18 protein-coding genes and 1 pseudogene are annotated in these 25,246 nt (G+C 60.7%); 7 read left to right on the top strand and 12 right to left on the bottom strand.

Translation table 11 applies throughout. The features are described from left to right. Positions 1 to 174 precede the first annotated feature (174 nt). From CEQ44_RS03540 to CEQ44_RS03525, 4 genes are all read right to left on the bottom strand, one after another. A complete protein-coding gene (locus CEQ44_RS03540) occupies positions 175 to 1,017 on the bottom strand; it encodes a hypothetical protein (protein ID WP_144036352.1) in 843 nt (280 codons plus the stop codon). A gap of 295 nt (positions 1,018 to 1,312) precedes the next feature. Beyond that, positions 1,313 to 5,641, bottom strand: a complete 4,329-nt coding sequence (locus CEQ44_RS03535; protein WP_217895383.1) for an NACHT domain-containing NTPase — start codon at positions 5,639 to 5,641, stop codon at positions 1,313 to 1,315. A gap of 201 nt (positions 5,642 to 5,842) precedes the next feature. After that, positions 5,843 to 6,115: a hypothetical protein gene (locus CEQ44_RS03530; protein WP_088189753.1), complete on the bottom strand. Its 273-nt coding sequence runs from the start codon at positions 6,113 to 6,115 to the stop codon at positions 5,843 to 5,845. Positions 6,116 to 6,187: 72 nt separating this feature from the next. Next, complete coding sequence (locus CEQ44_RS03525) at positions 6,188 to 6,577, bottom strand: hypothetical protein (protein WP_088189752.1); 390 nt, start codon at positions 6,575 to 6,577, stop codon at positions 6,188 to 6,190. A gap of 178 nt (positions 6,578 to 6,755) precedes the next feature. On the opposite strand from CEQ44_RS03525, the gene CEQ44_RS03520 reads away from it, so the two are divergent. From CEQ44_RS03520 to CEQ44_RS03510, 3 genes are read left to right on the top strand one after another with little or no spacing between them, the layout of a single operon-like run. Continuing rightward, positions 6,756 to 7,457: a hypothetical protein gene (locus CEQ44_RS03520; RefSeq protein WP_088189751.1), complete on the top strand. Its 702-nt coding sequence runs from the start codon at positions 6,756 to 6,758 to the stop codon at positions 7,455 to 7,457. Further along, positions 7,450 to 7,839, top strand: coding sequence for a hypothetical protein (locus tag CEQ44_RS03515; RefSeq protein ID WP_088189750.1), 390 nt, complete (start codon positions 7,450 to 7,452; stop codon positions 7,837 to 7,839). The genes CEQ44_RS03520 and CEQ44_RS03515 overlap by 8 nt, the downstream gene beginning before the upstream one ends. 4 nt (positions 7,840 to 7,843) lie before the next feature. Continuing rightward, complete coding sequence (locus CEQ44_RS03510; RefSeq protein ID WP_088201787.1) at positions 7,844 to 8,830, top strand: restriction endonuclease; 987 nt, start codon at positions 7,844 to 7,846, stop codon at positions 8,828 to 8,830. Positions 8,831 to 8,856: 26 nt separating this feature from the next. Here the strand turns inward: CEQ44_RS03510 and istB are convergent, their stop codons facing one another. After that, on the bottom strand, positions 8,857 to 9,717 hold the full coding sequence (gene istB / locus CEQ44_RS03505; RefSeq protein WP_088185103.1) for an IS21-like element helper ATPase IstB: 861 nt from the start codon (positions 9,715 to 9,717) through the stop codon (positions 8,857 to 8,859). Continuing rightward, entirely contained in the window at positions 9,714 to 10,976 is a 1,263-nt protein-coding gene (istA, locus tag CEQ44_RS03500) for an IS21 family transposase (protein ID WP_088185104.1), read from the bottom strand. The genes istB and istA overlap by 4 nt, the downstream gene beginning before the upstream one ends. A gap of 256 nt (positions 10,977 to 11,232) precedes the next feature. Here istA and CEQ44_RS03495 point away from each other — a divergent pair, with 256 nt between their 5' ends. Next, a complete protein-coding gene (locus tag CEQ44_RS03495; RefSeq protein WP_088190004.1) occupies positions 11,233 to 11,700 on the top strand; it encodes a hypothetical protein in 468 nt (155 codons plus the stop codon). 61 nt (positions 11,701 to 11,761) lie between these two features. On the opposite strand, the gene CEQ44_RS03490 is transcribed toward CEQ44_RS03495, so the two are convergent. Then, complete coding sequence (locus CEQ44_RS03490) at positions 11,762 to 13,420, bottom strand: VRR-NUC domain-containing protein (protein ID WP_088190003.1); 1,659 nt, start codon at positions 13,418 to 13,420, stop codon at positions 11,762 to 11,764. 126 nt (positions 13,421 to 13,546) lie between these two features. On the opposite strand from CEQ44_RS03490, the gene CEQ44_RS03485 reads away from it, so the two are divergent. From CEQ44_RS03485 to CEQ44_RS03475, 3 genes are read left to right on the top strand one after another with little or no spacing between them, the layout of a single operon-like run. Further along, positions 13,547 to 14,446, top strand: a complete 900-nt coding sequence (locus CEQ44_RS03485; RefSeq protein WP_088190002.1) for a 3'-5' exonuclease — start codon at positions 13,547 to 13,549, stop codon at positions 14,444 to 14,446. Between the two features lie 31 nt (positions 14,447 to 14,477). Then, positions 14,478 to 16,613 carry an ATP-dependent endonuclease gene (locus CEQ44_RS03480; RefSeq protein ID WP_088190001.1) on the top strand — a complete coding sequence of 712 codons (2,136 nt, stop codon included), beginning with the start codon at positions 14,478 to 14,480 and terminating at the stop codon, positions 16,611 to 16,613. Position 16,614: 1 nt separating this feature from the next. Further along, positions 16,615 to 18,414, top strand: coding sequence for a UvrD-helicase domain-containing protein (locus CEQ44_RS03475; RefSeq protein WP_088190000.1), 1,800 nt, complete (start codon positions 16,615 to 16,617; stop codon positions 18,412 to 18,414). A gap of 179 nt (positions 18,415 to 18,593) precedes the next feature. Here CEQ44_RS03475 and CEQ44_RS03470 read toward each other — a convergent pair whose 3' ends face one another. The 5 genes and pseudogenes from CEQ44_RS03470 to CEQ44_RS03450 all read right to left on the bottom strand — a co-directional run bounded on the left by CEQ44_RS03470 (position 18,594) and on the right by CEQ44_RS03450 (position 25,245). Then, positions 18,594 to 18,839, bottom strand: coding sequence for a hypothetical protein (locus CEQ44_RS03470; protein ID WP_088189999.1), 246 nt, complete (start codon positions 18,837 to 18,839; stop codon positions 18,594 to 18,596). A gap of 22 nt (positions 18,840 to 18,861) precedes the next feature. Continuing rightward, positions 18,862 to 19,467: pseudogene (locus tag CEQ44_RS03465) on the bottom strand (transposase); the annotation flags it as partial. A gap of 237 nt (positions 19,468 to 19,704) precedes the next feature. After that, positions 19,705 to 20,700, bottom strand: a complete 996-nt coding sequence (locus tag CEQ44_RS03460; RefSeq protein WP_088189997.1) for a hypothetical protein — start codon at positions 20,698 to 20,700, stop codon at positions 19,705 to 19,707. A gap of 175 nt (positions 20,701 to 20,875) precedes the next feature. Continuing rightward, positions 20,876 to 23,401: a DEAD/DEAH box helicase family protein gene (locus CEQ44_RS03455; protein ID WP_088189996.1), complete on the bottom strand. Its 2,526-nt coding sequence runs from the start codon at positions 23,399 to 23,401 to the stop codon at positions 20,876 to 20,878. 650 nt (positions 23,402 to 24,051) lie between these two features. Continuing rightward, positions 24,052 to 25,245, bottom strand: a complete 1,194-nt coding sequence (locus CEQ44_RS03450) for an IS91 family transposase (protein ID WP_088189995.1) — start codon at positions 25,243 to 25,245, stop codon at positions 24,052 to 24,054. Position 25,246 lies beyond the last annotated feature (1 nt).

Below are 25,246 nucleotides of genomic sequence, written 5' to 3'. Positions count from 1 at the left end.
TTCCGGCATCGGTGTCGGCTCGCGCCAACATAGCGGCCATTCGGCGGTCGATTGCTACACCCTGCTAGCGGTCATCGGTTCATCGAAGTGCTTGGCCAAGATCCGCCGGACACTGTGGGGAGCATAGGCGGCGATCGCGTTGAAGCGGATGAGCGAGATTAGAGGCATCGCAGGTCAATCGGCCCAGGGCAGCGTGGTCGTCTTCAGGAAGTCCTGGCGCTGCTCGATTAGATCGGCGGACAAGGCCGCGAGGGGATCGACAACATCGGCGAGGAAGCTTTCTAAGGCCTGCTGCCGCACGAACGTCACCATGTACGATCCTGACAGTTTGCCGGATTTGAGCTCGCGCTGGAACGAGACGTGGTCGACACCGACCGGGGAGGGCTGTTCCGCCGTGGCGTCAATGAGGAACAGATCGCCCGAGGTCACGACTAACGGGAAGAATAGCCAAGTGTAGCGCCACTCGTCCGGGCGCGAAGCCTTCGGCACTTCATTGCGCCGCGCATTTAGAGCCTTTGCCATCGGATAGAAGATTGCATCGTAGAGGCCGCCATGATTGGCGTGCCAGCCACTGCCCTTGCGGTCGATCCGGCAGAACTGCACCGCCTTCCAGGGGCGAACGTGCGCCTTGAACACTTGATCGAAGCCGAGATGGTGGAAGGCTTTGACCTGCCGGGTCATGCCTTTTCCGGGCCCGAGGTCTTGCTTCATCTCGTAGCGGTAGGGAAATAGGAACTCCTCGGGGGAATGGTGGCGGTCCGCTGCGTTCTTGGGCCGGGCGATGAACACGAAGGGGTTCGCGCTGTTCTTGCATTCAACCAGGAGCTCGACATAAGCGGAAAGCTTGGCCGCCTCGTCGAAGGAGGTGCGCCTCACTGCGACGACGTCGATTTCGCGCGACTTGCTCTCGTCAGGGTCCTCGAAGGCGACATTGGTGCGCACGTGGAGTCCGCGCTGCTCGAGCCGGGTCGCCACCTCCTGCTCCATGAGATAGCCGGACTCGTTGATCGCAGCCATGATTTCGTCGTTGCTTGGTCCCGCGGCCATGCCATTCCTTTGCCCTAATCGTCCGCGCTCGGCGGCAAGGCATCGTTCTGCCATGAGATCGCGCCCGCGTCATTCATGGATCGCACCGCTAATCACCATTGTCATAGCCGGCTGCAGCCACCAACGGATCGGACATAATAATGCGCAATTCGGGTTGTCGGAAGCGGTCGACCGTTAAGCATGCAAAAACTCAGGTTAACGTGGGCCGCTTCCTCGCAGTCTGGTTCTAGGCGCAGCGCGCGGCCTCCTTGCTCCCACACGTAGCCTAAAAATAACTTGCGATTGCGTCTGGATCGGGCGTCATGATCGGCCACGGCTTACCGGACGCAAGATCTGGGTGACGCGGTTCTGACATCGGAACGCCGTGTTCATCTCGGATGAGGTCAATAGCGGTCAGGCATCGCGCGGCGGCATCCGCAGAGCCGCCATCGACCGTCCGCGCGAGCAGCGCTCGCCGCAATACGGCGGCGGGAACAGGCACGACGTTGTATGTATTGCTCCAATTCTCGACGGGGACGTGTTCTGTGACAACGGCTTCAATCGTACGCCAATTCAGCATGGGCCGCTTCTGATTGTTCTCCATATCAACCAAGAGCAGTATCCCCTCGTCATCGGGATTCTCGGAAACGGCCCTTGCAAGAAGCATGAGGGCGGGGGAAGACGCGCCATCTTTCAGCAAGTCATAAACCTGTCTGCGCACTTCCGGGAACTTCTCGATCAGTGCGCCGAGTTCGCGTGACGACCGCCAGTCATCGCCCGATTTGGTGTTAAACACGCCATTCGCTGTCAGTTCAATGAGACGGTGTGCGGATGAGATTGTACCCCGTTTGAGTGCCGCCGCTCGCCAATGATAATTCTCGTAAAATCGCGAGTCTTGTTCGGCAAGATCGAACATGGTTTCTTCCGCGCCCGGCGAGGGCGTTACGGCGAATGCGTCAACCATTCCCTCCAGAAAGCGCGGCTCCCGTTGCGCATCCGGCATGCCGCGCACAACATCGAGCGTCGCAGCGGGTTGATTAGTGAAAGGCAACAATCTCAGCCAGTCGCGCAGTTCATAGGCGTTGCTATCCATGAGTATCCATGGTTCTTTTTTTGCCGCCTCAAAAGTTTCGGCGATGCCCTCTATAACGAGCTTGCTGTCGATTTCCGCGCCGGAGAGAAGCAAGTTTAACAGCAATTTGGAACGCGCGCGCCGGGGTGTCAGAGAAATTAACTTCTCAATGGTGGCTTCGCGCTGGCCGTGTGGCAAATGTACAGCAACGATACCAAGTTCGACCGCGAGCCGCTTCTGTTCGACTGTTGCGCCATCCGCAACAAGCGTTTCGATCACAGAGAAAATGGCTTCCGCCGCGTCCGAGGTCGCGGCGGGATCGGCGGCGCGCGCCGCGCGCTTTTCCGCCACGCCGCTGAAATCCGGCCCGCCAAAGAAGCGCTTATCTGGCGGCGGCTCGTTTTCGGCTTTCCAGTGCTCCGCGAGCACACAGGCTGCGAGTTCCCCAAAGTTCGGATCGGCGAGATATTCACACATTAGCGCATCCGTTTCCGGCGATTTTATTGCCATGAACGCACGCATATATTCGTGCGTCATGGGCCAACTCGCTTCGTCCCGCGCCTTGCCTTGCCGCCAGCCTTCGGCAGCGGCTTTTTCCCGGACCACACGATAGCGGCGCAGATTTTCATCCAGCATCCGTTTCAAGAGGGGAAGCAAATCTACATCGGGCGCACGGCGCGCAAGTGTAGCGATACTCGCAATATGCCGCCGCTCCGCGTCGCTGGACGCCAAAAGGCGCTTGCCCCAGTCCTCAATGAGCGCACGGATAGCAGCAAGGCTTTCCGCATTGAAAGGACGGCCCCGGTCAACCTCATCGGGATGACGTGACAGCAATTCGGCTAATCGCTCTATCTGCGCATTGTCGGCCTCTCCGGAACGTGCCTGCGCGGCTGCGACCAGGCTTGCGCCCGGTACGTGCGCTATACGCGATTGGATGCAATGATACCGGTCGCCAGCCGTCTCGTCATATTTGCCATCCGCATCGCGCAGCCGCGTCTCCGCATCGAACAGCGCATCGATCATGCTCCCCACAGATTGAGGACCGAGAACTGAGGCAGCGGCTTCCGCTTGGTCATCCAGCCGTGCGGTTTCCGCCAGCGCTCGCCGCAGCAGATCAACGTTTTCAAGCCCGAAACCAGTGCCGGCGAGAATATCATCCGCCCCATAGAATAGATTGCGGCCCGCGCGCACTCGCACCAACAAGCCCTCGGCCACCGCCTGCGGATACCGGTTCCACGCCTCATAAATGAGCCGCACGGCTGCATCCTGGCTGTCGCTAATCTCCATATCGCTGATAATGGTGGCGAGTTCGGCGCTCCTGTCCTGGGTATCATTGGTAAAAATGATCGGGTGCAGCCGGTCATAACTTGACATGCAGCTTTCTTTGTACCGCTTGCGCGCAGCGATAATCCCCTGCTGAACAGCCTCGTCGTTCACTTCGTCAACAAGGCTTTTTTGCGCTACCAAATCGAAGGTTGCGCCTTTTGCGCCTTGCAGCAGTTCGGCGATGTGGCGGTCGGCGCGGCGGAATGAGAGCGCGTCAACGACGGAAGCCTGTACCTCCGGAACGGGATCGTCCTTAGCAACCGCTGTTGCGAGGTCGAGACCGTCCATGCCGCTGTGAAACGCCATTTCATGCAGGAGAACCGCGCGCGCCTGCGGCGGCAAAGCCTTGATGCGCTTTGCCGCATCTGACCCCAGCATGGACGGACGAAAGCGCCTGCAATTGCGGAGCGCCCTGAGGCTTACCTGATCTTTTTCATCCGTGATGAGCGGCCAGATGCTATCAAGGAATTCCGGACGCCCCGAATTCATCATGAAGCGGAAAGCGCGGTCGCATTTGCCGGGTGTGTGCCAATGGCCGATACGTTGCTGGATTGTCGCCGCGATGGAGGCCCAGACTTCATCCGTCACGCGATAAATCATTTCGGCGGCGAGGATCGGATCGACCTCGAAAGCGGCGAGGATTGCCTTTCCACAGGCAGTCTGTCCGGATTCTATTCCGCGCGCCATGCGTTCGACCGCAAAGAGGATAGATTCCTCCCATGCCGGAAGATTCAAGATTTCCGCTTTCAGCGCTTCGCGACTCTTGGGCTCATTCACTTCGCTGATGATCCGGCGCTCGACCGTGTGCGACGCATACCATTCTTGCAACTGCTGGTGCTGGAACGAAACGCCGGGCGTATCGCCGGCCCGCATAAGCACATGGCTGTTGACCAAGAGGTCCAGCACGTCTCCGGGGTCAGGTTGAGAAGTCATCGTCAACTGCCCGTTCTGGATGAGCAGTTTTCCCGTTTCCGAGATCGACCATCGCGCATTGTGGTCCGCAATGGAGGTATTCGCATTTCGCGAGGCGAAGGCGGCAAGGCCATTGAGAAAATCTTCCTGAAAGCCTTTCGCCACGGCATGCAGCGCCTCGACGTGGCTCGCCTCCTTTTCGTGTACGGCCACGAAGTGCCGCAAGACTTCCTCTTTCGTGGTCGGAAACGGCACGTTTTCGGGCAGCGAAAGCAAGGCCGACAGGTAAAGCGGTATAGTGACAAGCTCGCGCACGCCCGATGTGCGCCAAGCCTGATCCAGGATCTTAGCCCCTGCTTCGCCGCGCAGGACGATGGCGATCTGCATTTGCTGTTCCTCGCTGAGCGGCAAGAGATCGACGCGCGTTCCAGTGAACGGCACGTCAAGCGCTTGCCTGCGCGTCGAGACGATGAGCCCGAGTTCCGGCAACTCGGCCTTGAGAGTCTCGACCTGCACGCGCGCGCGCTTGCGTGCTTCCGCGTCCAGTTCGTTCCAGCCATCCAGCAACACTACGATGCCGGGCTGGCTAGCTGCCGCGCGGAAATCATCTTCCGAAATGCCCATGAAAGCAGGACGTTTAAGGATCGAGCCGAGAACCGTTACATCTTCCGTCGCCCAATCACCGAGCGGCACGATGAATGGGGTCCCGCTGCCGTCTGCAAGCATGGCTTCGGCGATCTGGAAAAGCGTTGTCGTTTTCCCCATGCCGGGCGGGGCGACGAGAATTAAATCATTCAATGACACAATAGCGCGCGCAACTGCATTTGTCGTTGCAGGTTCGCCAAGCCCTTCCACTTCGAGCCTCAGCGGGACCGGCGCGGACGGCCATTTCGCCGTGTTCCTGAACACCGCAAGAGCTGCTTCGGCGGCATAGCGAAGCCGCACATGCAAATGGTCATTCGGTTGCGGCGCGGATAGAGGCGCCTCATTTCGCAGGACACGCCGCCAGGATTCCTTTTGTGCTAGTTCTTTCCACTGGCGGAGACGGTCGACGGTGAACTCCTTCACGTCTGAGTCAATGGCCTTGCCGTGATCGCGGCACATCCAAATCCCGTTTTCCGCAGAAGAGCGCTCTGCGGGCGTCATTCTCTCGTCATAGCGTGGGCCGCCGGGCGAGGCCGCGCAGATATGGGCTGCTGTCCCGATATTGATTTCACCGTCGCCGTCCGCCGTCGCGCCGACCGTCAGCGTGCGGCACGACGGAAACGAACAAAGCCAGCCCGCGCGTTTCGCGATCTGGGTCACTGTCTTCTGTGAAAAATCGTCTCTATTTCTTGCCAATGCCGATGCTCAAATATCTTCACTTATAGATAGTGCGTGGACCGAATATAATTCTCCGGGGCGGACGATACACAACCTGATTATTGTGGCCTTTCACATATTGTTACGGCTTATCCTTCGGAGATCCGCGCCTTGGTCAGGGAGGGCGCCCAGTTATTGCATGTGTTAGTCGCCTTTCGCCGTATACCATGGCACAGCCTTTTTGCCGTGCATGACCGAGTTAGGGAGCTTTTGCCATATGCCGACATGCGCCGCATCGATTTTTCCGGCCTTGGCCATATTGCGCAGGAACGCCAGAACGCTGCGCTGCTTCACAAGGCCGAGTTTGGACAGCATACGCCTGCGAAGCGCGTCATCACTGTCCCAGGCGCGGAGGTGCTTTTCAATTGCCGCCAAGGCATCATCGGAACACTCCGACCGCTTGTCACGCTCGCTCATGAGCGACTTTGCCAATGCCTTGGCCGTACTGGCCAGAGTAAGCAGGATGCCCCAGCGGGAGCCGCACTGCGCTTACCAGAGTTCTCCATAAAGCCGCGTCACTTCGTGACTTTGCATGTTCATATCGTCTCTCGCCGCCACCATCGAAAGTATGTCGGCGTAGAACTGCCAGAACCGCTCGTCATGCGCGCGGTCGAGCCCCACAGGCTGCATCAGGCCGAAGGGCGACGGCGACACCTGCCGTGGCGCGGGCAGCAGGGTCACGAAAGCCGAACCGTGACCAAAGTTTCGGGTGGTGAGCCGGGGATAAATGACCGCGCCTATTAGGATGCGCAGCGGTTCCGACAGCCAGCGCTCCACATCGTGGTGACAGAGTTCATCGCTTGTATCCGCGGTCAGCCGTAGCCCATCCCCTGTCAGATCATTGGCAAACACCACCTGTGTGCCGAGCACATTAATCACCTGTCGTCCCGGCCCCCCACGACGCCACAAGCGGCGCGGGGCTAAGCGATCTGCAGCATGCGGATCGTGGACTTAAAGCGGCGGTCGCACGATGCGTCACATCGCTTACCAAATCAAGATAAAGTAGCAATGCCACTTTCTACTTGCGCTAGCCAAAGTAGCAATGCTATTTTGAGCTATGGCGCGCGACTTGACCGAGCAAAAATATACGCAAGGAGACGTCCTCGCCGTCACGCGGCTGCGCAAGGATCTTCTGCAAACGTGGATCAACCGGAGGGTGGTGGCGCTCGGCGAACAGCATCCCGGCAGTGGGCGCAGACGGCTCTATTCCGCGATCGATATCGTCAAGCTCGCGCTGATGCGGCGGATCGCCGATTTCGGGTTGGACCTATCGATCGGGCGCGATCTAGCAAGCGAGGCTGAGCGGCTGCTGCTTTCGGGCAAGGAGATCGAGTGGAACTACCACCTCTCGATCAAGAAGCACGAGGCAACCCACCAAGAGATCAAGATCGAGATCGTGGCCTCGGCGGGATACAGCCCGCTCTCGCTCAACTACGGTGCTATCGTCGGTGACGCGCATGGCATGTTGGTTTCGCATTTCACCGAGCCTTTCGAATCCACCTTCCACCGGCGCACGCGCACGTTCATGTCTGAGGATCGCCCGATTGATCCCCGTAAAAGGTCCGCGTTAGCGCGTGCCGGGCTCCACGCGGAGCCGGCGCTGATTTTTCCGTTTGGTGAGGTGGTGAACGGCGCGCTGCTTCAAATCGAGGCGCTCGACGAGGGTCCGCTCCCCCATGTGATCGAGGCTATGGTGCAGATTGCGCGCGGCGACGATGCGCCGTCTGAGGCCACTGCGTTCTCGGACGACCATGGCTGACGCCCGCGCCCGCGAGCAGCTGCGCCAGGAGCGCGAAGCGTTCGACCGGGCATGCCGGCATAGCGAGGCGTGGTTCCGACTGCGGCTCGCGCTCGGCTATCTGGGCCTGTGCATCATGCTCGCGATCACGGGTACTGCGGCGTGGGTGCTGTTCCACCCGACGACCTATGGGCCACTGCCGCTCGGCACGGCGGGAGGCGCGATCTTGATCCAAACGCTCGGGCTCGGCTTTGCAATTGTGCGAATGGTCCTTCTCCAGCCCCAGGTCGCGGGCCTCATGCCGGCGACGCTCGCCAATCGCGCGCCTACTCCAGCAAGTCGCACGCCCCCAAAGGTCAGAATCGCCGCGACGCCCAACGGCGTCGCCGCGAGCGAAGGCTGAAACGATGGGCCATATCATCATGCCGGCCTTCGCCTTTCGCAGTTCGCTCAGCGAAGACAGCGGCGTGCGCTCGGGCCTTGCGCTGAGCGAGGCGGACATGCTGGCGCATCTGCCCGTCGACCATCATCTGCGCGAACGCCTGATCAGCGACGAGGTCCTGCGCCTCGGATCGGACGACTATGCCGAGGCGGTCGGCGATCTCCTGTTCGCGCTCGGGGCTACACCGAAACCCGGCATGCCGACGCTCGGTATGCGCCTGATGGCGCTGCTTGGAGGTGATTGGCGGTCGCAGTTCGCACTTCAGGAGTTGCTGACCATCGAGCCGGTCGCGAACCATTATCTGCGCTTGCGCAACCAGAATAACGATGAGCAGGCGGCGATCTTCGTCGAGCTGAAAGCCATGGTCGACGGCAAGGTGGGCGTGTTCGATGCGCTGATCGAGGCGATGACTCACGATTTGGCCTTTAATCCCCATTTCACGCGCGATGTTGCCAACGCCGATATGGTCGCGCTCACCGCGCTGTTCGCCAGCGAGCAACTGCCGGCCGACGGCGCGCAGTATTTCGACCAGCGGTTCATCAACTATCTGGGCAGCCAGCCCGACAAATTGGGCGATATCCATTGGCGGCAGTTCGAGGGTCTGACCGCCGAGTGGTTCCAGCGCAGCGGCTATGACGTCGAGCTGGGGCCAGGCCGCAACGATGGCAGCGTCGACCTGCGGCTTTGGTATCGCGGCGGGCAGCCGGGTGCGCCGCCCGCGGTCATCGTCCAGTGCAAGCGGCAGAAGCAGAAGGTCGAGCGTGTAGTGGTGAAGGCGCTCTATGCCGACATGCTCGAAGAGCGCGCGGGTGCAGGGCTGGTCGTCACGACGAGCGACGTCAGCCCAGGCGCCGCCAAGGATGTCCGCGCACGCGCCTATCCGATCACCACGGCAAACAGATGTCAACGGGCGCCGAAGATTCCGCAAAAGTGGGCATCTAAAATTCCCTAGTTTGGCGGGAGGGTTTGTTTCGGTGATCAGCCGTGATGGAGATCGGGCTTTTCCTTTGCTGGCGGGCGGCCGCGCCGTTTCGGCAAGGGCGGTGGGTTGATGGACGGTGCCATGCGCGCATGCTCGGGCAGGAGGTCGGCGTGCTGTCGCATGCGATAGCTGGAGCCCTCGATCTGGATGACCACAGCGTGGTGAAGAAGGCGGTCGAGCAGCGCGGTGGCCACCACCGGATCGCCAAAGACATCACCCCATTCGGCGAAGCCGCGGTTGGAGGTCAGGATCATGGCACCCTTTTCATATCGGGCGTTGACGAGCTGGAAGAAGAGATTGCCGCCCCCGGGCGTGACGGGAAGATACCCGATCTCATCTACGACGAGCAGGGAGGATCGGCATAGGAAGCGGATCCTCTCGCGCAGCGTGCCCTCCCGTTCCGCCTTGGTCAGTGAAGCGATCAGATCGGCGAGCGGGATGAAGTAGACGCTCTTGCCCGCCTTCACGGCCTCGACAGCAAGGGCCGTGGCGATATGGCTTTTCCCGGTACCGGGAGGACCCAACAGATGCACCACCTCGGCCCGGTTGATGAAGTCCAGGCCAGCGAGCGCCAGGATGCGGTTCCGGTCGAGCGATGGCTGGAAGGAGAAGTCATATCCGTCCAGAGTCTTGATGATCGGCAGCCTTGCCATGCGCAGGGCCGCCTTGATCCTGCGGTTCTCCCGGAGCGACAGTTCTTCGTGCAGCAATATGTCGATGGCCTCGATGCCATCGATTTTGCCCTGCTCTATGCCGCGCAGGGTGGCGTCGAGCATCTCCAGGGCGCGTGGCATTTTGAGATGGACCAGGCTGCGGCGGATATTATCGACGCGGGATGCGGCACCCCCATGGTTCATGGCCGTTCTCCCCGCGCCAGTTGGCTGCCGATCGCCTGATAGATGGCCAGGGAGCGCACAGCGACATGCTCGCCTATACGACCGATGGCGATTACCTCTTTGCCATGGATACGGCGCTTGGCGCCGCTGCCGCCTGTCCGATGCGCAGGATCGATCCTGTACTGCCGACGCCCCTCAAGAACCGGGTGCTCGGCAATGACCTGGCCCAGGTCTACGATCCGGATCTTGTCGGGCAACTGCTGGATTTCGACGACGCGCCGGGTGCGATCGGGAACGCTGTAGTAATTGCCGCCGACAGAGACCATCCCATCGTGGCTGACGCGGCGCTCCAGCTTCAGAACGGCGTCAAAGCGACCCGCCGGGAGCAGCTGCAACTCAGGCTGCTCGGCGGCGAAGGCTTCAGCAATAATCCGCTGCGTCGTCCCGTGGACACGGACATTGGCGACGGTATCGAGCCAGTCGATCAGCTGGACATTGAGATCGTCCAGATTGCGGAAGCTCCGGCCCAGGAAGAAGTCCTTGCGGATATAGCTGAACGGCCGCTCGACCTTTCCCTTGGTCTTGGCCCGATAGGGACGGCAGGCGCGTGGCACGAAGCGGTAATGCCCCGCCAGGGCCAGCAATGATCGATTGTAGATGATATGGCCCTGATCATCTTCCCCGGTCACGGCGGTTTTCATGCGATCGTAGAGGATCTCGATCGGGACGCCGCCGAGCGCTTCAAAGGCCTGCATATGACAGCGCAACAGAGTTTGGAGATCCTGGTGCATGACGTAGCGCGCAAACAGGAAGCGCGAATGTCCCAGCACCAGGCTAAATAGCCAGACGATCCGGCTGACGCCGGGCTCATCGGTAAATTCGACGACGAACCGGGCAAAGTCCACCTGCGCCTGCACGCCAGGCGGCGTCTCGAACCGAACCTCGAAGGGCTTGGGGCCGTTTTCCGGCCGGATCGCTGCCAGGAACCGCTTTACCGCGGTATAGGCGCCCATATATCCCAGCTCACGGATTTCCCGCGTCAGGCGCGCCGCCGTCAGATCGGGAAAGGCCGTCACTCGCTCACGCAAAAATTCCAGATAGGGTGCCAGTTTGTTCGGTCGACCCAGCATGCGAGGGCCGTAAACCGGGGCCTCGATGCCCCGTTCGATATATTTTCGGATGGTCTTGGGATCGCGACCAGTGCGTCGGGCAATGGCGGATATCGATACGCCCTGCCGATGTAGTTCGAGGATCATCATCAATTCTCCAAGTCGGATCATCGGCCCCGTCTCCGCGTCTGCAAAGGAGATGAGGACAATGTCGGCTCATCTCATTCTGCCGGGGCTAGCCCCGGCAGAATGAGATGAAGGGGCCACCAACTAGGGAATTTTCAAAGCCCACTTTTGCGGAGAATTGCACGACCGATGACAACAGAAAACAAGTGCAGGATTGGGTCCAGGCGATGCGCAAACCTCATGCCGGGATCGTCAGCGACTTGATCGGCTAAGCGCCAATGCGAACCAAGGATAGACTAGGATGCGTCACGACGAGATATCCCAGGAACTGCGCGATCTCGCGTTCGACTTCTTCTACTGGTTTTCGCGCTTCGAGTTCGCGCTGAAGGAAGCGCCCTATCTCGAGGACGACACGGTCGGTGCGCGCGCCATGCCCGGCTGGGAGAAGTTCTTCGCAGATTGGAAGGACCGATATACGCTGACACCCGCAGGTCAGAAGCTGATTGACGCGAAACCGCAGCGGCAGGTGGTCGGCCAGAGCGGCCTCGACTTCGCCGAAGTTCGCTTCGACGACAAACCCAGCGACCTCGTCAAGGTGATCCGGCTCGCCAAAACCGTGCGGAACAACCTGTTCCATGGCGGCAAACATGGCAACGCCTATTGGGACGATCCCGACCGGATGCGCGCGCTGATCCCGGTCGCCAAAGCCGCGCTCGACGATATTGCGCAGCAGACCGACCTTGGCGGGGACTACAGCCGCTACTACTGACGCGGCACGCAGAGCGCCGCGCCGACGCAACATCAACGATCGCACTCGAAAAGCTCCGCCGTCAGGCGGGCCGCACCTCGGTGAGCGTGACCTGATAGCCGAGCGGTTTGAGAATAGTTGTGATCAGCCGCGTCTGGCTGGCATGCATCGAGTCTGACGGCGCTTTGATCTCGACAAACCGAACCTCCCTATTTCGCCAGAGCGTCAAATCAGGCCAGCCGGCTCGCAGATCATAGGGCGCGTTGGCGAAAAGCCGCGCGATCGCCGCCAATCGCTCGGTGCCGAGCGCTTCGAACAGGCCGCTGACATGATGCCAATGGACTCGCGGATAGAAGGCGGGTGTCTTGCCGGCGGTGGCGGCGATCAGCGCCCAGTTCCGGCTGAGCTGTGCGGTCGTTGCGCGCTCGCAGGCATCGATCAGCGCGCTGCGGGTGAAGCGATCCTCGTCGAAGGCAACATTCTGCGTGTAGAGCGCTTCGATAAAGGTGTCGGCGTTGCGCGGCTGGAGCCGCGAGAAGGATGCGGCCTTGATCAGGGTGAGCATCAACCCGCCTTCGGCCGCCGCGCCCGACCAGCCCTGTGCCACATAGTGGGCGAGTGCTGCTTCCTCAACGCTCGCCCATGTGTCCTCAGGACCATGCCGCCATAGTTTGGGCTCGCCGCAGTTGAGGGCGATCACTTCATGCGTGATCCCGACGCGATCGGCCTGCCGTTCGAACTTGCTGCGCTTGCGATCCGGCACAGATCCTGGCGACAGTGCCTTGCGCAGTTTGTCCGCCCGCCGCGTCACGCCAATCTGCGGGTCGAGCGCGAGCGCCTGATCATAGGCGACGAGCGCTGCTGCCCCGTGCCCGGCTTCCTCGAGCAATTCGCCGCGAAGGCGTAAGGCGCGAGCGCGGACATGGATGTCGTTATCCTGGGCGGCGCGATCGAGCCCCGCGATGATCCGCGCAACGAAATCGGCATCGTGCATTTGGCTGGCATCCGCGAGCAGCGATCGGATGACGATTAGGTCGCCGCCGGCGACGCGACGTGCCTGCCAGCCTTCGCGGTCGATCATGGTGCCGTCGAAGTGATATGCGACCCGCTCGGCATCGCGTTGGATCAGAAACACCTGCCGCGCAGCGGTGTCGAATTCATATCCCTCGGCCCACCCGGTCTCCGGTTCCCAGCGCGCGATCTCGGTCTCCGCAGTCAGGTCGTACAGCATGTAGACGCTGCTATCTGGGCTGCCGGGTGCGTTAGCGGTTTGGTAGATGGCGAACCGGCCGTCATTCGACAGGCCGTTGCTCATCAGGTTGGCGGCGATGTCGCGCGCCAGGATCGCGGTTCCGTCGCGGCGGAAGGCGACGAGCCGCCCTTTGAGTCCTTCGCCAAACATCCAGTCGTTGAGAATGAAGGTGCCGTCGTTCGCAACCTTCCCGTCCTGTGGACGCTCCAGCCGGCCTTCGCAGATGAGGCGGTCGTGTTCGAGCAAGGCCCAGCGCCCATGGCCCTCGGTGCGATAGCCGCCGATCGTTCCTTCCGGATTGCGATCCGACCAGATCAGCCGAAACTGGCCGTTTGGTGACTTGGCGAACTGCCCGACGAAGTCGAGCGCGTCGATTGTGATGAGCCGGTCCGAAAATTCGCGAACTTGAAGTTGCACTAACGGCTCCACAGCCGCTGAAGCAACTTCAATCTTGTTCGTGCCGAACAGCCGATCAAGCAGGCGCTTCACGACTCAACTCCACCGCTTCAGTTCCGATACTCTAGCGCGACGCCCTACGGCATTACCGCATCGATCCTATTATCTACTACGATAACGCTGCCCTTATCTGCGTTGGCTTGCTAGAAGCTAATCCTGATGAACGAACCCTCACTCGACCTCGAAGACTTGGCCAAGCTTCTGTGCGCGAGTGGTGACTATCGCGTCCAGCGGCGCCTGTCGCCACGATCCACGGTGTCTCCACCCGACGGCACACCGACCAAGTCAGCACTTCTGATAGACGTTGAGACCACCGGCCTCGATCTCCAGAAAGATGAGATCATCGAGCTGGCGATGATCCCCTTCACTTATTCCCTCGACGGGCGCGTGTTCGAGATTGGAGAGACGTTCCAGCGTTTTCAAGAGCCCAGCGCCCCGATCTCACCCGAGATTACGCGTATAACCGGGATCACCGACGCCATGGTGGCAGGCCACAAGATCGACGTGGCCGAAGTCGCCGCGTTCGTAGGTCCGGCGGCGCTCGTGATCGCTCATAATGCGGCGTTTGACCGACGCTTCGCGGAACGACTGAGCGAGGTGTTCACGACCAAACCGTGGGCATGCTCGATGTCGCAGATAGACTGGGCAGCCGAGGGCTTTGAGGGAACGAAGCTCCACTATCTAGCGGCGGGCGCGGGCTTCTTTTACGATCGGCACCGCGCCGAACATGATTGCCGGGCTGTCATCGAGCTGCTCGCGTCGGATCTGCCCGTCACGAATAGGACTGCCCTAGCGAACTTGCTTGAAGCCGCGCGACTGCCGACCTGGCGGATTTGGGCAGAGAACTCGCCCTTCGACCTGAAGGATGCTTTGAAGGCGCGTGGCTATCGCTGGAACGGGGACGGGAATCCCAATCCACGAGCCTGGTACATCGATGTCAACGATGCGCAGCGCGAGGCAGAGATCAGCTTTCTCCGCAAAGAGATTTACCTGCGCGACGTCGAGCTGATGGTGCACAGGATGGACGCCTACAATCGGTTTTCGGACAGGCAGAACTAAACGGTAGCGGATCAAACGGGGGACGTCGTTCGTGCATATTTCGAGACTACAGCTCGTCAATTACCGGAATTTTGAGCGTGCGAACGTCGTCTTCAACAAGGGCGTCAATACCATTATCGGCGAGAACGGCTCGGGAAAGACCAACTTGTTCCGGGCGATCCGCCTCCTTCTCGATGATACGCTCCTTCGGTCAGCATATCGGCTCGATGAGAAGGACTTTCATCGTGGCCTAGGCGACTGGCGCGGCCACTGGGTGATCATCAGCCTGGAGTTCGATGAGGTCTCGCAGGACGAGGCAATCCAGTCTCTTTTCCTCCACGGCACCGGTAACATCGCGGACGGGGCGATCGGCAAAGCGACATACAATCTGATCTTTCGGCCCAAGGTCGCGATCCGGCGGAGCCTCGGCGACCTCTGTGCCGGCGATACCGCGGGCCTGGCCGCCATCAGATCCAAGATCACGCTCGATGATTACGAGACGATCTTCACCGGCAAGAGCATCGCGGATTTCCTCGATTCCGCAACCTATAAGCAACTCGTCGGCGACTTCGACGCGGTGGAATTCCCCCAGGAGCTGACGAACCCCGCGATCGGCGGCGTGATCCCCGGGATGCTTTCCATCTCGCGCGAGGTATGCTTCACGTTTGTTCAGGCGCTCCGCGATGTAGTCGCCGATTTTCAGAACAATCGCACCAATCCGCTGCTGACCCTGCTCAAGGGGCGGAGCGGCGAGATCGATCCGGCAAGCTTTCAGCCGATCAGTGAACTGGTCAAAGGGCTGAACGACGCGATCGAGGGTCTGCCCGATGTCGGGACGATCCGCACCGATATTCGCGAGACCATCACAGATGCAGCGGGGGGCACCTATTCACCGCGCTCGCTCTCTATTCGCTCAGACCTTTCGGACGAGGCGGACCGCCTGTTCCAGTCGCTCAAGCTGTTCGTGGGCGAATCCGAGGAGCAGTATGAAGGGGCGATACATGAGCTCAGCTTAGGCGGCGCGAACCTCATCTACCTGACGCTGAAGCTGCTCGAGTTCAAATATCAGAAGCAGAAAGAGTCGTTCGCCAACTTCCTCGTCATCGAGGAGCCGGAAGCGCACATCCACACCCATATCCAGAAGACGTTGTTCGACCGCCTGAACTATGACGACACCCAGATTATCTACTCGACCCATTCCACTCACGTCTCCGAGGTGAGCAATGTCGAGAATATCAACATCCTCGGTCGGCAGGGCGGGCGATGTGAGGTCTTCCAGCCGTCTGCGGGTCTCGATTCGGTCCAGATAGGCAATATCCAACGCTATCTGGACGCGGTTCGCAGCAACCTGCTCTTTGCGAAAAGCGTCGTGCTCGTCGAAGGCGATGCCGAAGAAATCCTCATTCCGATTCTGGTGAAGAGGGTCTTCGGGCTGAGCTTGGACGAGCTCGGCATCAGCCTGATCAACATTCGCAGCACCGGCTTCGAGAATGTCGCGGTCCTGTTCCACGACGATCGCATCCGCAAGCGCTGCGCGATCATCACCGATCTCGATCGTTCCTTCATCGATACGGCCGTGAACGTGCTCGACAATGAAGAAGTGGCCGCAGCGAAAAAGAAGGCGTTGGGGTCGCAGGTCGCGGGCCTCCGGCGCGAGGCGGCGCTCAAGCTGCTGTGTGACGGCAATCCGTGGCTCACGGCGCATTTCGCGGATCATACGTTCGAGGTCGATTTCGTGTCCGCCGGCAACGTCGGGACCGTCGTGTCGGTGCTCGGCGATGTCTACACAGCCGCTGGAACGATCGCGCTATCGAAGGAGGAACTGGAGTCCGGCGACATCGCGCGCTTCGGGACGCGCGCGCTGACAATGGCCCGCTACGTAGGGAAAGGTTGGTTTGCGATCATCCTCGGGCGAATGATCACGCCAGAAACGGTCATCCCGGACTATATCCTCGACGCAATCTTTCAGGCGCACCTGCCCGTAACGACGCAGACGTGGGCGAGCGTGCTGGAATACCGGGTTGGCATTCTCGCACAGTCGGGCATGCATGCGCCCGCAGCGATCTCCAACATGAGAGAGCAGATCGGTCGATACAGCCGGGGCGAAATCGACTTCGCAGGCGTCCGGTCCGAGATGCTCACGGCGTTCCCGGCCGACGGCATCAACGTCATACTCGGAAGCTTTTGAGGTGTTCGTCTGGGACAAGAAGGATCTTAACGACGCGCAGGTGGCGGCGATCGAACAGCCGGGCAGCGTTTTTCTCGTCGCATGCCCTGGAAGCGGCAAGACCCGAACCCTCACCTACAAAATCGCGCGCCTCCTGTCGGAGCTGAAATCCGACAAGAAGCGGATCGTCGCGATCACCTATACCCACCGGGCCGCTGACGAGATCCACGAGCGGATCGAGCAACTCGGCGTTGACACGAGCCAGCTCTGGATCGGGACCATCCATTCGTTCTGCCTGGAATGGATCCTCAAACCCTATGGAATTTATTACCCGGCGCTCGCGAACGGGTTTCGGGTCATCAACGGGCACGACACCGAGGAGGTGCTTGATGAGCTTTGCGGCAAAGTGCAGGGCACGAAGCTCAGTCGCCACGACTGTGCGTATTATTTCACGCCGAACAGCTATAAGCTCACGTGCAATGATTCAAACAAGCATGCCGCGATAAAGGGTGTGTTAAGGACTTATTGGCAATCGCTTCGCGACAATAGGCAGATAGACTTTGAGCTGATCCTTTACTCTGCCTATAAGCTTATTAAAAATAACCCGTCGATCAGCGTACTCCTCGGGTCCATCTTCGAGTGTGTCCTCGTCGACGAGTTTCAGGACACGCGGGAAATCCAATATGCGATCCTCGCCTCGATCCTGAAGGCTTCACAAGGTCGCGCATCCGCTTTCGTGGTCGGAGACCCCAATCAGGCGATTTACAGTTCGCTCGGTGGCTACGCGATCACGGCGGCAGATTTCGGCGCGAGGTGCGGCATCGCGTTCAATGAGATGGAACTGTCGGACAACTACCGATCCTCCTCGCGGATCGTAGGCTATTTCGGCAACTACAACGTCTTTGCCTCGAAGATCGAGGCGGTTGGGCATAACAAGGATTATGCGAGCGTCGTATCGTTTGACCAGCAAACGCACCGCGACGACCTTGAGACCGAGCTGGTCCGGCTCATCACCTACAATGTCGAGACACTGGGTATAGCCGCGCATGAGGTTTGTATCGTCGCGCCGCGGTGGGTCCACCTCGCTAGCATGACGCGGCGCCTGGTCACGGCGATGCCGGGCTATTCATTTGACGGCCCTGGAATGGTGCCGTTCGCGCGCGATATCGACAATTTCTGGTACAAGCTTTCGCGCATCGTCCTGACTGAAGCCTCTCCACAGCTTTACGTTCGCCGGATGCGATGGGCGGGCGAGGTGATCGCTGGCCTGCACGACGCTGGCGTCAATACCGACGGTCTGGATCGCAAGAAGTTGTTGCGAGCGTGCAATGCAATCACGATCGACGAAACTGACGGCCTGGCGTTCCTGCGGGCGTTTTTTGATCAGTTATGCGCGGTGCTCGGCATCGATCACTGCGCCTTCCCATCGCTGAAAGAGCATCACGAGGCATTCTTCGAATGCTCGCAAAAACGCGTCGATCTTCTGCTCAAGGAAGGTTCGATGGCGATTGCCGAAGTCGCGATGTTCCGGAAAGTTTTCGCGGATAGAACAGGCATCACTGTCTCGACGATTCACGGCGTTAAGGGTGCCGAATATGACGCGGTGATCGCCTACGGCTTGCTCGAGGGAATGGTCCCTTTCTACAGCGATCCAGAGCAGATCGAGACGGCAAAGAAGCTCGTTTACGTGGTGTCATCGCGGGCCCGCAAAAATCTGCATCTGATTTCTGAACGTGGCCGCAGTCGTGGTTGGAGCGGAGATTATCAACCGACCGACGTGCTTGTTGGGTGCGCTTTTCAGTACAATCAACCTCCGTTCTAAGGTTACCTGCCGCCGTCCCAGCCCTGAGCGATCAGCACGCCGTCTACCTTCCGCGCATCGGGCTCGATACCGCGCACTGGACCGATCCGACCAAGGGTTCACGCTGGTCGAGGCGCTCAGAGATGTATGCATCCGGTGAGGACCGCAGCTACTGACGGTTCGCTGCGGGATTTGGCATCTTACTTGCCGAGGAAGGCCTCGACGCCTTCTTGAGCGAGCGCATCGCGGAATGCAGCATCGGCATCGCGGTCGGTGGGGAATAGATTGTCCCAGACCGTCGAGGTGCCGTGCTCGTTGACGACCTCGAGGGACCAACCGCGCTCGGTGGCGAGCCGCACGATGTTGATGGTCAGCCGTACGCCCGCCTGTTCGATGGCCCGGCAGAGAGAGGATTCAATCAGTTCGGGTTGCGGGCCAAATTCCATGCCGTGATGCTATGAGATCACGGGCTTCGGAATGGCCGATCGCCATACCGAGTACTTCGCGCCGGCCGTCACTGTTGACACCGACGGCGATGATGACGGCGACCGAGACGATGCGGCCGGCCCGCCGAACCTTTATGTAGGTCGCGTCCATCCAGAGGTAGGGCCAGTCGCCTTCGATCGGGCGATCGAGGAAGGCCTTCACACGTACATCGATCTCCTCGCACAGCCGGCTGACCTGACTCTTCGAAATGCCGCTCATGCCCATGGTTTTGACCAGATCGTCCACCGACCGGGTCGATATGCCCTGAATATAGGCTTCCTGAATAACGGCGGTCAGTGCCTTCTCCGCTAGGCGGCGCGGCTCGAGGAAACCGGGGAAATACGTGCCTTTACGCAGCTTGGGGATCCGCAGCTCGACAGTGCCAGCGCGTGTCTCCCAATCCCGGTCGCGATAGCCGTTACGCTGTACGAGCCGCTCGGCATCCTTCTCGCCATAAGCAGCGCCTGTCAGGCCGCCTACTTCCAGTTCCATCAGGCGCTGCGCGGCAAAGCCGATCATGTCGCGCAGAAAATCGCCGTCCGCACTCTTCCCAACCAGGGCGTGCAGGTCCATCTTGTCAGCGGTCATCGGTGGTCTCCGTGAGTTGAGTGTTGCAACCCAAACTTACCGAAGTTCGCCGATGACCACCCGCGAAACTGACCGACCGCTACAGCGCTTTATCGATGAGCGCGCGTCCGGTCAGCTTCGCTACCGGCAGAAGCTACACCATCTCCCGGGACACGACCCGGCAGGTCTCGAGCAGCCGACTTACAACCATTTGCAGTTCGCGCGGCGGGGCGCCGGTTTCCGAACGCAAGCGTAGGGTCAGAAGGGAACTTCATCGTCCTCCATCGACCATGCATCGGCCCTTTGCGGCAACGCGGCCGCTGGCAGATCGAGACGATGGCCGGTGTACAAGTTTAGAATATGTTCGCGGTCCATAAACAGGATCTGGCTGCGCTGGGATTTGTCCAGAACGCCGCCAAGCCAGTTGCGGGCGGCCTTGGTGATCTCGCCTCCCGCGACAATGAAGGCGTGATCGACCAGCGCCTTACGGTTGGTGTCGCTGTCGAAGACCTCATGCCCCAGCATCATCAGAACCTGCTGGTAGATTTCCGCAACGTTCGCGTTCGAACCCTTGGTGGAGCCGGCCGAATCGAGCTTGCCCTTCTTTGCCTGAATGCCGAAATAAATGGTGTGTTCGGTGGGTAGCTTGAACCGCATCCATACGTCTTTGCCATATTCCAACGCCTTGTCCCTATGGCCGACGCTGGTAATCCGCTGGTAGCCGAAATGGCGGAACATCGGCAGCAAGACCTCCTCGATCAGCTCATCTTCCGAGCAGCGGTCGAGGTACGCAATGAGCAGGTTGCGCTTCTCCATCTCCGCCGGCGTAAGCGGACGGTAGAGGTTGACGGGCGCCGAAACCGTTCTCGTCTCGATGTGACGGACATAGAAAATGCCGTCTTCGCCGTAATAACCCTCAAATCCTTCGCGCATCAGGGGAACATTGAGGGCGGCGAGCGCCAGCGACCGGTCGTTGTCGCCCTCTTGGGCCTCTCGCTTGTCCATTAGCGTCCGGAGCACCGTGGCGAAGCGTTCGGGCAGTTGGTGCTGGCTCGGCTGAGGATCGTTGAGCAGCTCGGCGAGCACCGTCTCGGCCCATGGCACCCTGGAGGTGCCATCATGGGCATAGTCGAGCTCGCATTCCTCGAAAAATCGCGTGATGTAGAAGCTACTTCGATAGTGAAACCATTGATGATCGCGATTTCCAACGACCATTTCTGCTATCGGTCTGAGATTGCGTGGCTTGAACTGCATGTATCTATCCTAGACTTTGCCGCGGCCTTGCCAATCGCGCGATTACGAGGCGTTCCCGCTGTTTAGAGAGCGATACCAGGCGCGGCGTCATGATCGTCCGGAGGCTTCGCGAGGGGTGATCGTAGTCAAGCGAGCGCCCGTTTTCGAAGACGCTCCCGGGCAGGTCGTTCGCGGCCTATCGCGCAGCGACGGACGTCGCGAACGGTGTCAGGTACCCCGATCTGATCGCATCGGGCTTGAGGCCATTCCTGATCAGCGCGGCCTCGCATCGTTCGCGAAGCGCCTCAGGCGCTCCCGGTGCGGCCACGAGATCGCCCAGCATCGCCCGCGTTTCACCCACGAGCCTCGTGATCTGATCGAGACGAAGCGCGTAGCTGCCGACGGTGCTGGCCTGCGGATCGGCGATGGCCTCGGGCAACGCAGAGACCCGGAGCGCATTACGTGCCGGATACTCTCCTTTGAACCAGGCTTCCGCCTCAAGAAGCTGCGCGTGATCGTTCTTGTAGAGCGGGTTGTCGTGCTTTTTGCTTTTGGCCTCGATCACGAAGTCGAAGGCCCCATCGGTCCTCCAGAGTACGTCTGGACCCTTGCGATACGATTTTTCGGGCCGCTCCGCCTCGAACCCGAGATAAGAGCCCAGCGCCGCCAGCGCCTCCTCGTACCGCGCGGCAGATGCGGTTGGGACCAGTTCGGCCACCGCGTCGTCGAAATCGGCAATCATGGCACCTCGCAGGCCATACTCCAGCATCCTCGCGACGATCGATACGGACTGCGCGCCGGGTATCGGCCGCGCGACGTAGGGTGGGCGAACCTTGGGCGGGGTGTGGTTGTTGCTGATGGCGAACGCGCGGGTCTGAAGCATCTGCCCCGTGGCCTCGTCGCCCATCTGGTACGCGATGCGCGCGGCGCTCGCCGCAAGCCACGCACGTCGCTGGTGATCCTTCCTCAGTGCCTCGTCGCCGATCAGAGCCTCCAACAGCTCGCGCGCGGGCTCGAACCGGCCGAGCCGCTCGAGCCGAAACGCCTTGCGCTCGGTGCCGGCGATCCGGAGCGCGACACCGTCCACCGGTGCCGAGTGCGCCGCCTCGGCAAGCTCTGACGCATGGTATGCCACCCAGTCGGGATCGCGATTGAGGCACTTGAGGATGGTTTGACCCACCTCGCTCACCGTCGTCACCGCCGCACTCATCTCCTGGCCCATCGCTAGCTGGACGCGGGTGCTCGCCGTCAGCAACGCGATGTTGGCCCGGCGGCCGATCCAGCCGACGAGCCTGCTGCCTACCAGCATGACGGCGCAATGATCCCCGCCCCCCCGCGTGCCGCGGCCGATCCCCTGCTCGATCCGTTGCGCCAGCAGGGAGCCCACGGCCGAGTCGGCGATCACGTTCATCCTGAAGACATCGTAGTCAGACGTGCCCTGAGGCAGCTCATCCATCACAAGGAAGCGACACGCATTGCCGGCCAAATCGATTCCGTCATACCGGTTCGCCAGTACCATTGGGCCGAAGTTCGCGCCGCTCTGCATCGAGGTCACCTGTGCCGCAACGGTGCCGGATGTGCTCGGGTAAATCGCGATGTCAGTCCACTTCTCGGCAGCCGGTCCCGATGGAGATAGGATTACGGCTCCAAGGTTGTTCTTGGCTACGGTGCTGGCGATGTTTTTGACGAGCGGCATTATCGGTACGCCGCCAATCCGCATTAGTTCCGGAATCAGGATCATGCGCTCCCCCACCCCGGCGAGTGATTGCGACGTTATTGGCGATCCAACCGATTCAGGCGACGCGTCGAACGCGCGGACGATCTCGCTGTCGTCCGCGATCGTCGCCGACATGTATATCCTTCGGGGGCACTCCTCGAAAGTCGGCAGCAAATCAACGGGCGGGAAGACAGGCGTGATCGTCAGCGAGCGCCGGCTGAACAGACAGTGGCAGACCGGCAGGATGTCCCGCAAAAAGGGCCAGACGAACGGATCTATGGCACCGACCACGCCCGCAAGATACTGCTGGATCTCAGGCACCTTGCGCTGCCAGGCCCAGCTCGGCACCTCCATTACGCCGTAGTCCTTGCCGTTCGTGACGTCGGCGAACGAACCACTGCGGCCGATGTCGGCGAAGGCGGTGCGGAACCGCCCCGCTATATCGGCATATACGTCGGGATGCTTCGATATCTCGATCATGAGACTGAACGCGTCACGTACCGACGACAGCGCGACATGGGCGTCGTCTAATATGATCGCTCCCGCCTTGACGGGAATCTGACCAGAGTTCCGCACCCCGAACTTGCTGCGACCGTTGAACAGCGTCTCGTACGCGCCGACCAACACCGCCTTTCCATCATAGAACTCGCTCGCGATCGGCTGTCCGCTTACATACCGCGTGGTGGCGATCCCGTACTCCGCGCTCTTCGATATGACTTGATCGACAAGCTGCTTGGTCGGTGCCAGATAGATCACCGGCTCACCCAGCTCGTTCATGACTGACTGCGCAATCAGTAGCGCCACCAGGGTCTTCCCGCCGCCCGTGTGCAGCTTCGCGACCAAGTCCCTGTCGGTGCGCCGGCCGAACCAGGCATCGAGCACCTCCGCTTGGCTGGCGTAGAGATCATTGATGCCGGGCGGCTTCGGCAGGCTGTTGAAGATCTCGCGCGGGTGGATCGGTTTGGGCTTGCTCTTGCTTTCGCGTAGCTTCTTGAAATCGACCACGTTCCGTGTTCCTGTCCATGCGCCCGGCCGAACATCACGGTAGCGCGCCGGAACCCGTATCGATCAATTGCACGCCATTGACCAGCGTGGTTAGCCCGCTCAGCTAGCAATTGTCCGCTTAGGCATCGGACCGCGCGAAAGCGGACAGGTCGCTTTCCACTAGGTCAGCCTATTTTCAGCCGACTTATGGTACGTCGCCGGCCGGAACCCGGACCGTCGGCGATTGGGGGCGGCCGTTTTAGTGGCGACCTACGAGCGAGATTGGCGCACACCCGTCCGGCTGCTGAATTGCATGCGAGCGACTGGTTTCGGCGTGAGCGGACATTCCAGCCTCGGATGGGGAATGGCTTGATCTGTGAAGGGTTTCGGGCGCTTGCGTACGAAAGCCTCCAGTGCAGGAACCCGCGGGCCCCATGTGCTGGTCTATGGGTAAAAAGGCTTTGGGATGGTGCTGGCGGGTAAGCGCTGCCGATCCAGAAGTGCCGCTGCTGGTCCGATCAACGTGATTTCGTGCGGCGTCAGATTGCTAGGTGCGTTTGTTTTGCTGGCCGGTGTGCCCTGGGCCCGGCGTAATTCTATGATGGGCATGCACTGGGTCATCGGCCAGGACACCATGGGCGTGACCGTCATGCAAGGCGAGCCATGCCGGATCATGGCGCATGTCTCCGGGCGGGCGGCGCTGGCTGCGGCGGAGCGCGCGGTTGGTACCAGCGGACGAGGGTTTCGACGATAGTCATATGCCCGCCGCAACATGGGCATGGCGGTCGATGATCGGGCAGCTTGTCGGGTTCGGGTTCCTCGATCGGCGCAGCAACGCCCAGCAGCCTGCGGGCGAGCGCCATGGCCTCCTTGTGCGTCGAACTGGCGAGCAGACCGTAATGCCGGATACGGTGGAAGCCACGCGGCAGGACATGGATCAGGAAGCGGCGGATGAACTCGTCGGTCGCCAGCGTCATGACCTGCTGGCGTTCGGCCCCGTCGCGGCGATAGTCCTTATAGCGGAAGGTCACGCCGGTCTCGTCGAAGCCGATGAGGCGCCGGTTCGAGATGGCGACACGGTGGGTATAGCGCGAGAGATAGGCCAGCACCGCCTGCGGCCCTGCAAATGGCGGTTTGGCATAGACCACCCAGCGCTTCTTACGGGTGGGCGACAGATATCGCAGTAAGGCCTTACGCGAGGCCAGGCCCGCCAAGGCGTTGAAGAAGGCCAGCTTCCCAGCGTCGAACAACGCCAGCAGGCGTGTGAGGAACAGTCGGCGGAACAACGCGCCCAGCACGCGCACCGGCAGTAGGAAGGCTGGACGTGACGAGATCCAACGCTTGCCGTCCAGCGTGATACCGCCGCCGGGTACGATCATGTGCACATGCGGGTGGTGAGTCAGTGCCGATCCCCAGGTGTGCAGGACGGCGGTGATGCCGACCCGCGCGCCGAGGTGTTTGGGATCGGCGCCGATGGTCAGCATCGTGTCCGCAGCTGCGCGGAACAGCAGGTCATAGACCACCGCCTTGTTCTGCCAGGCGATGTCAGCGATCTCGGCGGGCACGGTGAACACGACGTGGAAGTAGCCGACCGGCAACAGATCAGCCTCGCGCGCGGCCAGCCAGGTGCGCGCTGCGGCGCCCTGACATTTGGGGCAATGCCGGTTGCGGCAGGAGTTATAGGCGATCCGCCAATGCCCGCAGTCGTCGCAGGCCTCGACGTGGCCGCCCAGCGCGGCGGTGCGGCAGTTCTCGATCGCCGTCATGACCTTGAGCTGGCCGAGACTGAGATGCCCGGCATGGGCTGCGCGATACGCTGGCCCGGCGCTACGGAAGATGTCGGCGACCTCGAGTGAGGTGCGCACC

The organism is Sphingobium sp. Z007, assembly GCF_900013425.1.
Classification (GTDB): domain Bacteria; phylum Pseudomonadota; class Alphaproteobacteria; order Sphingomonadales; family Sphingomonadaceae; genus Sphingobium.
This window is presented reverse-complemented; position numbering and strand designations above follow the sequence as displayed.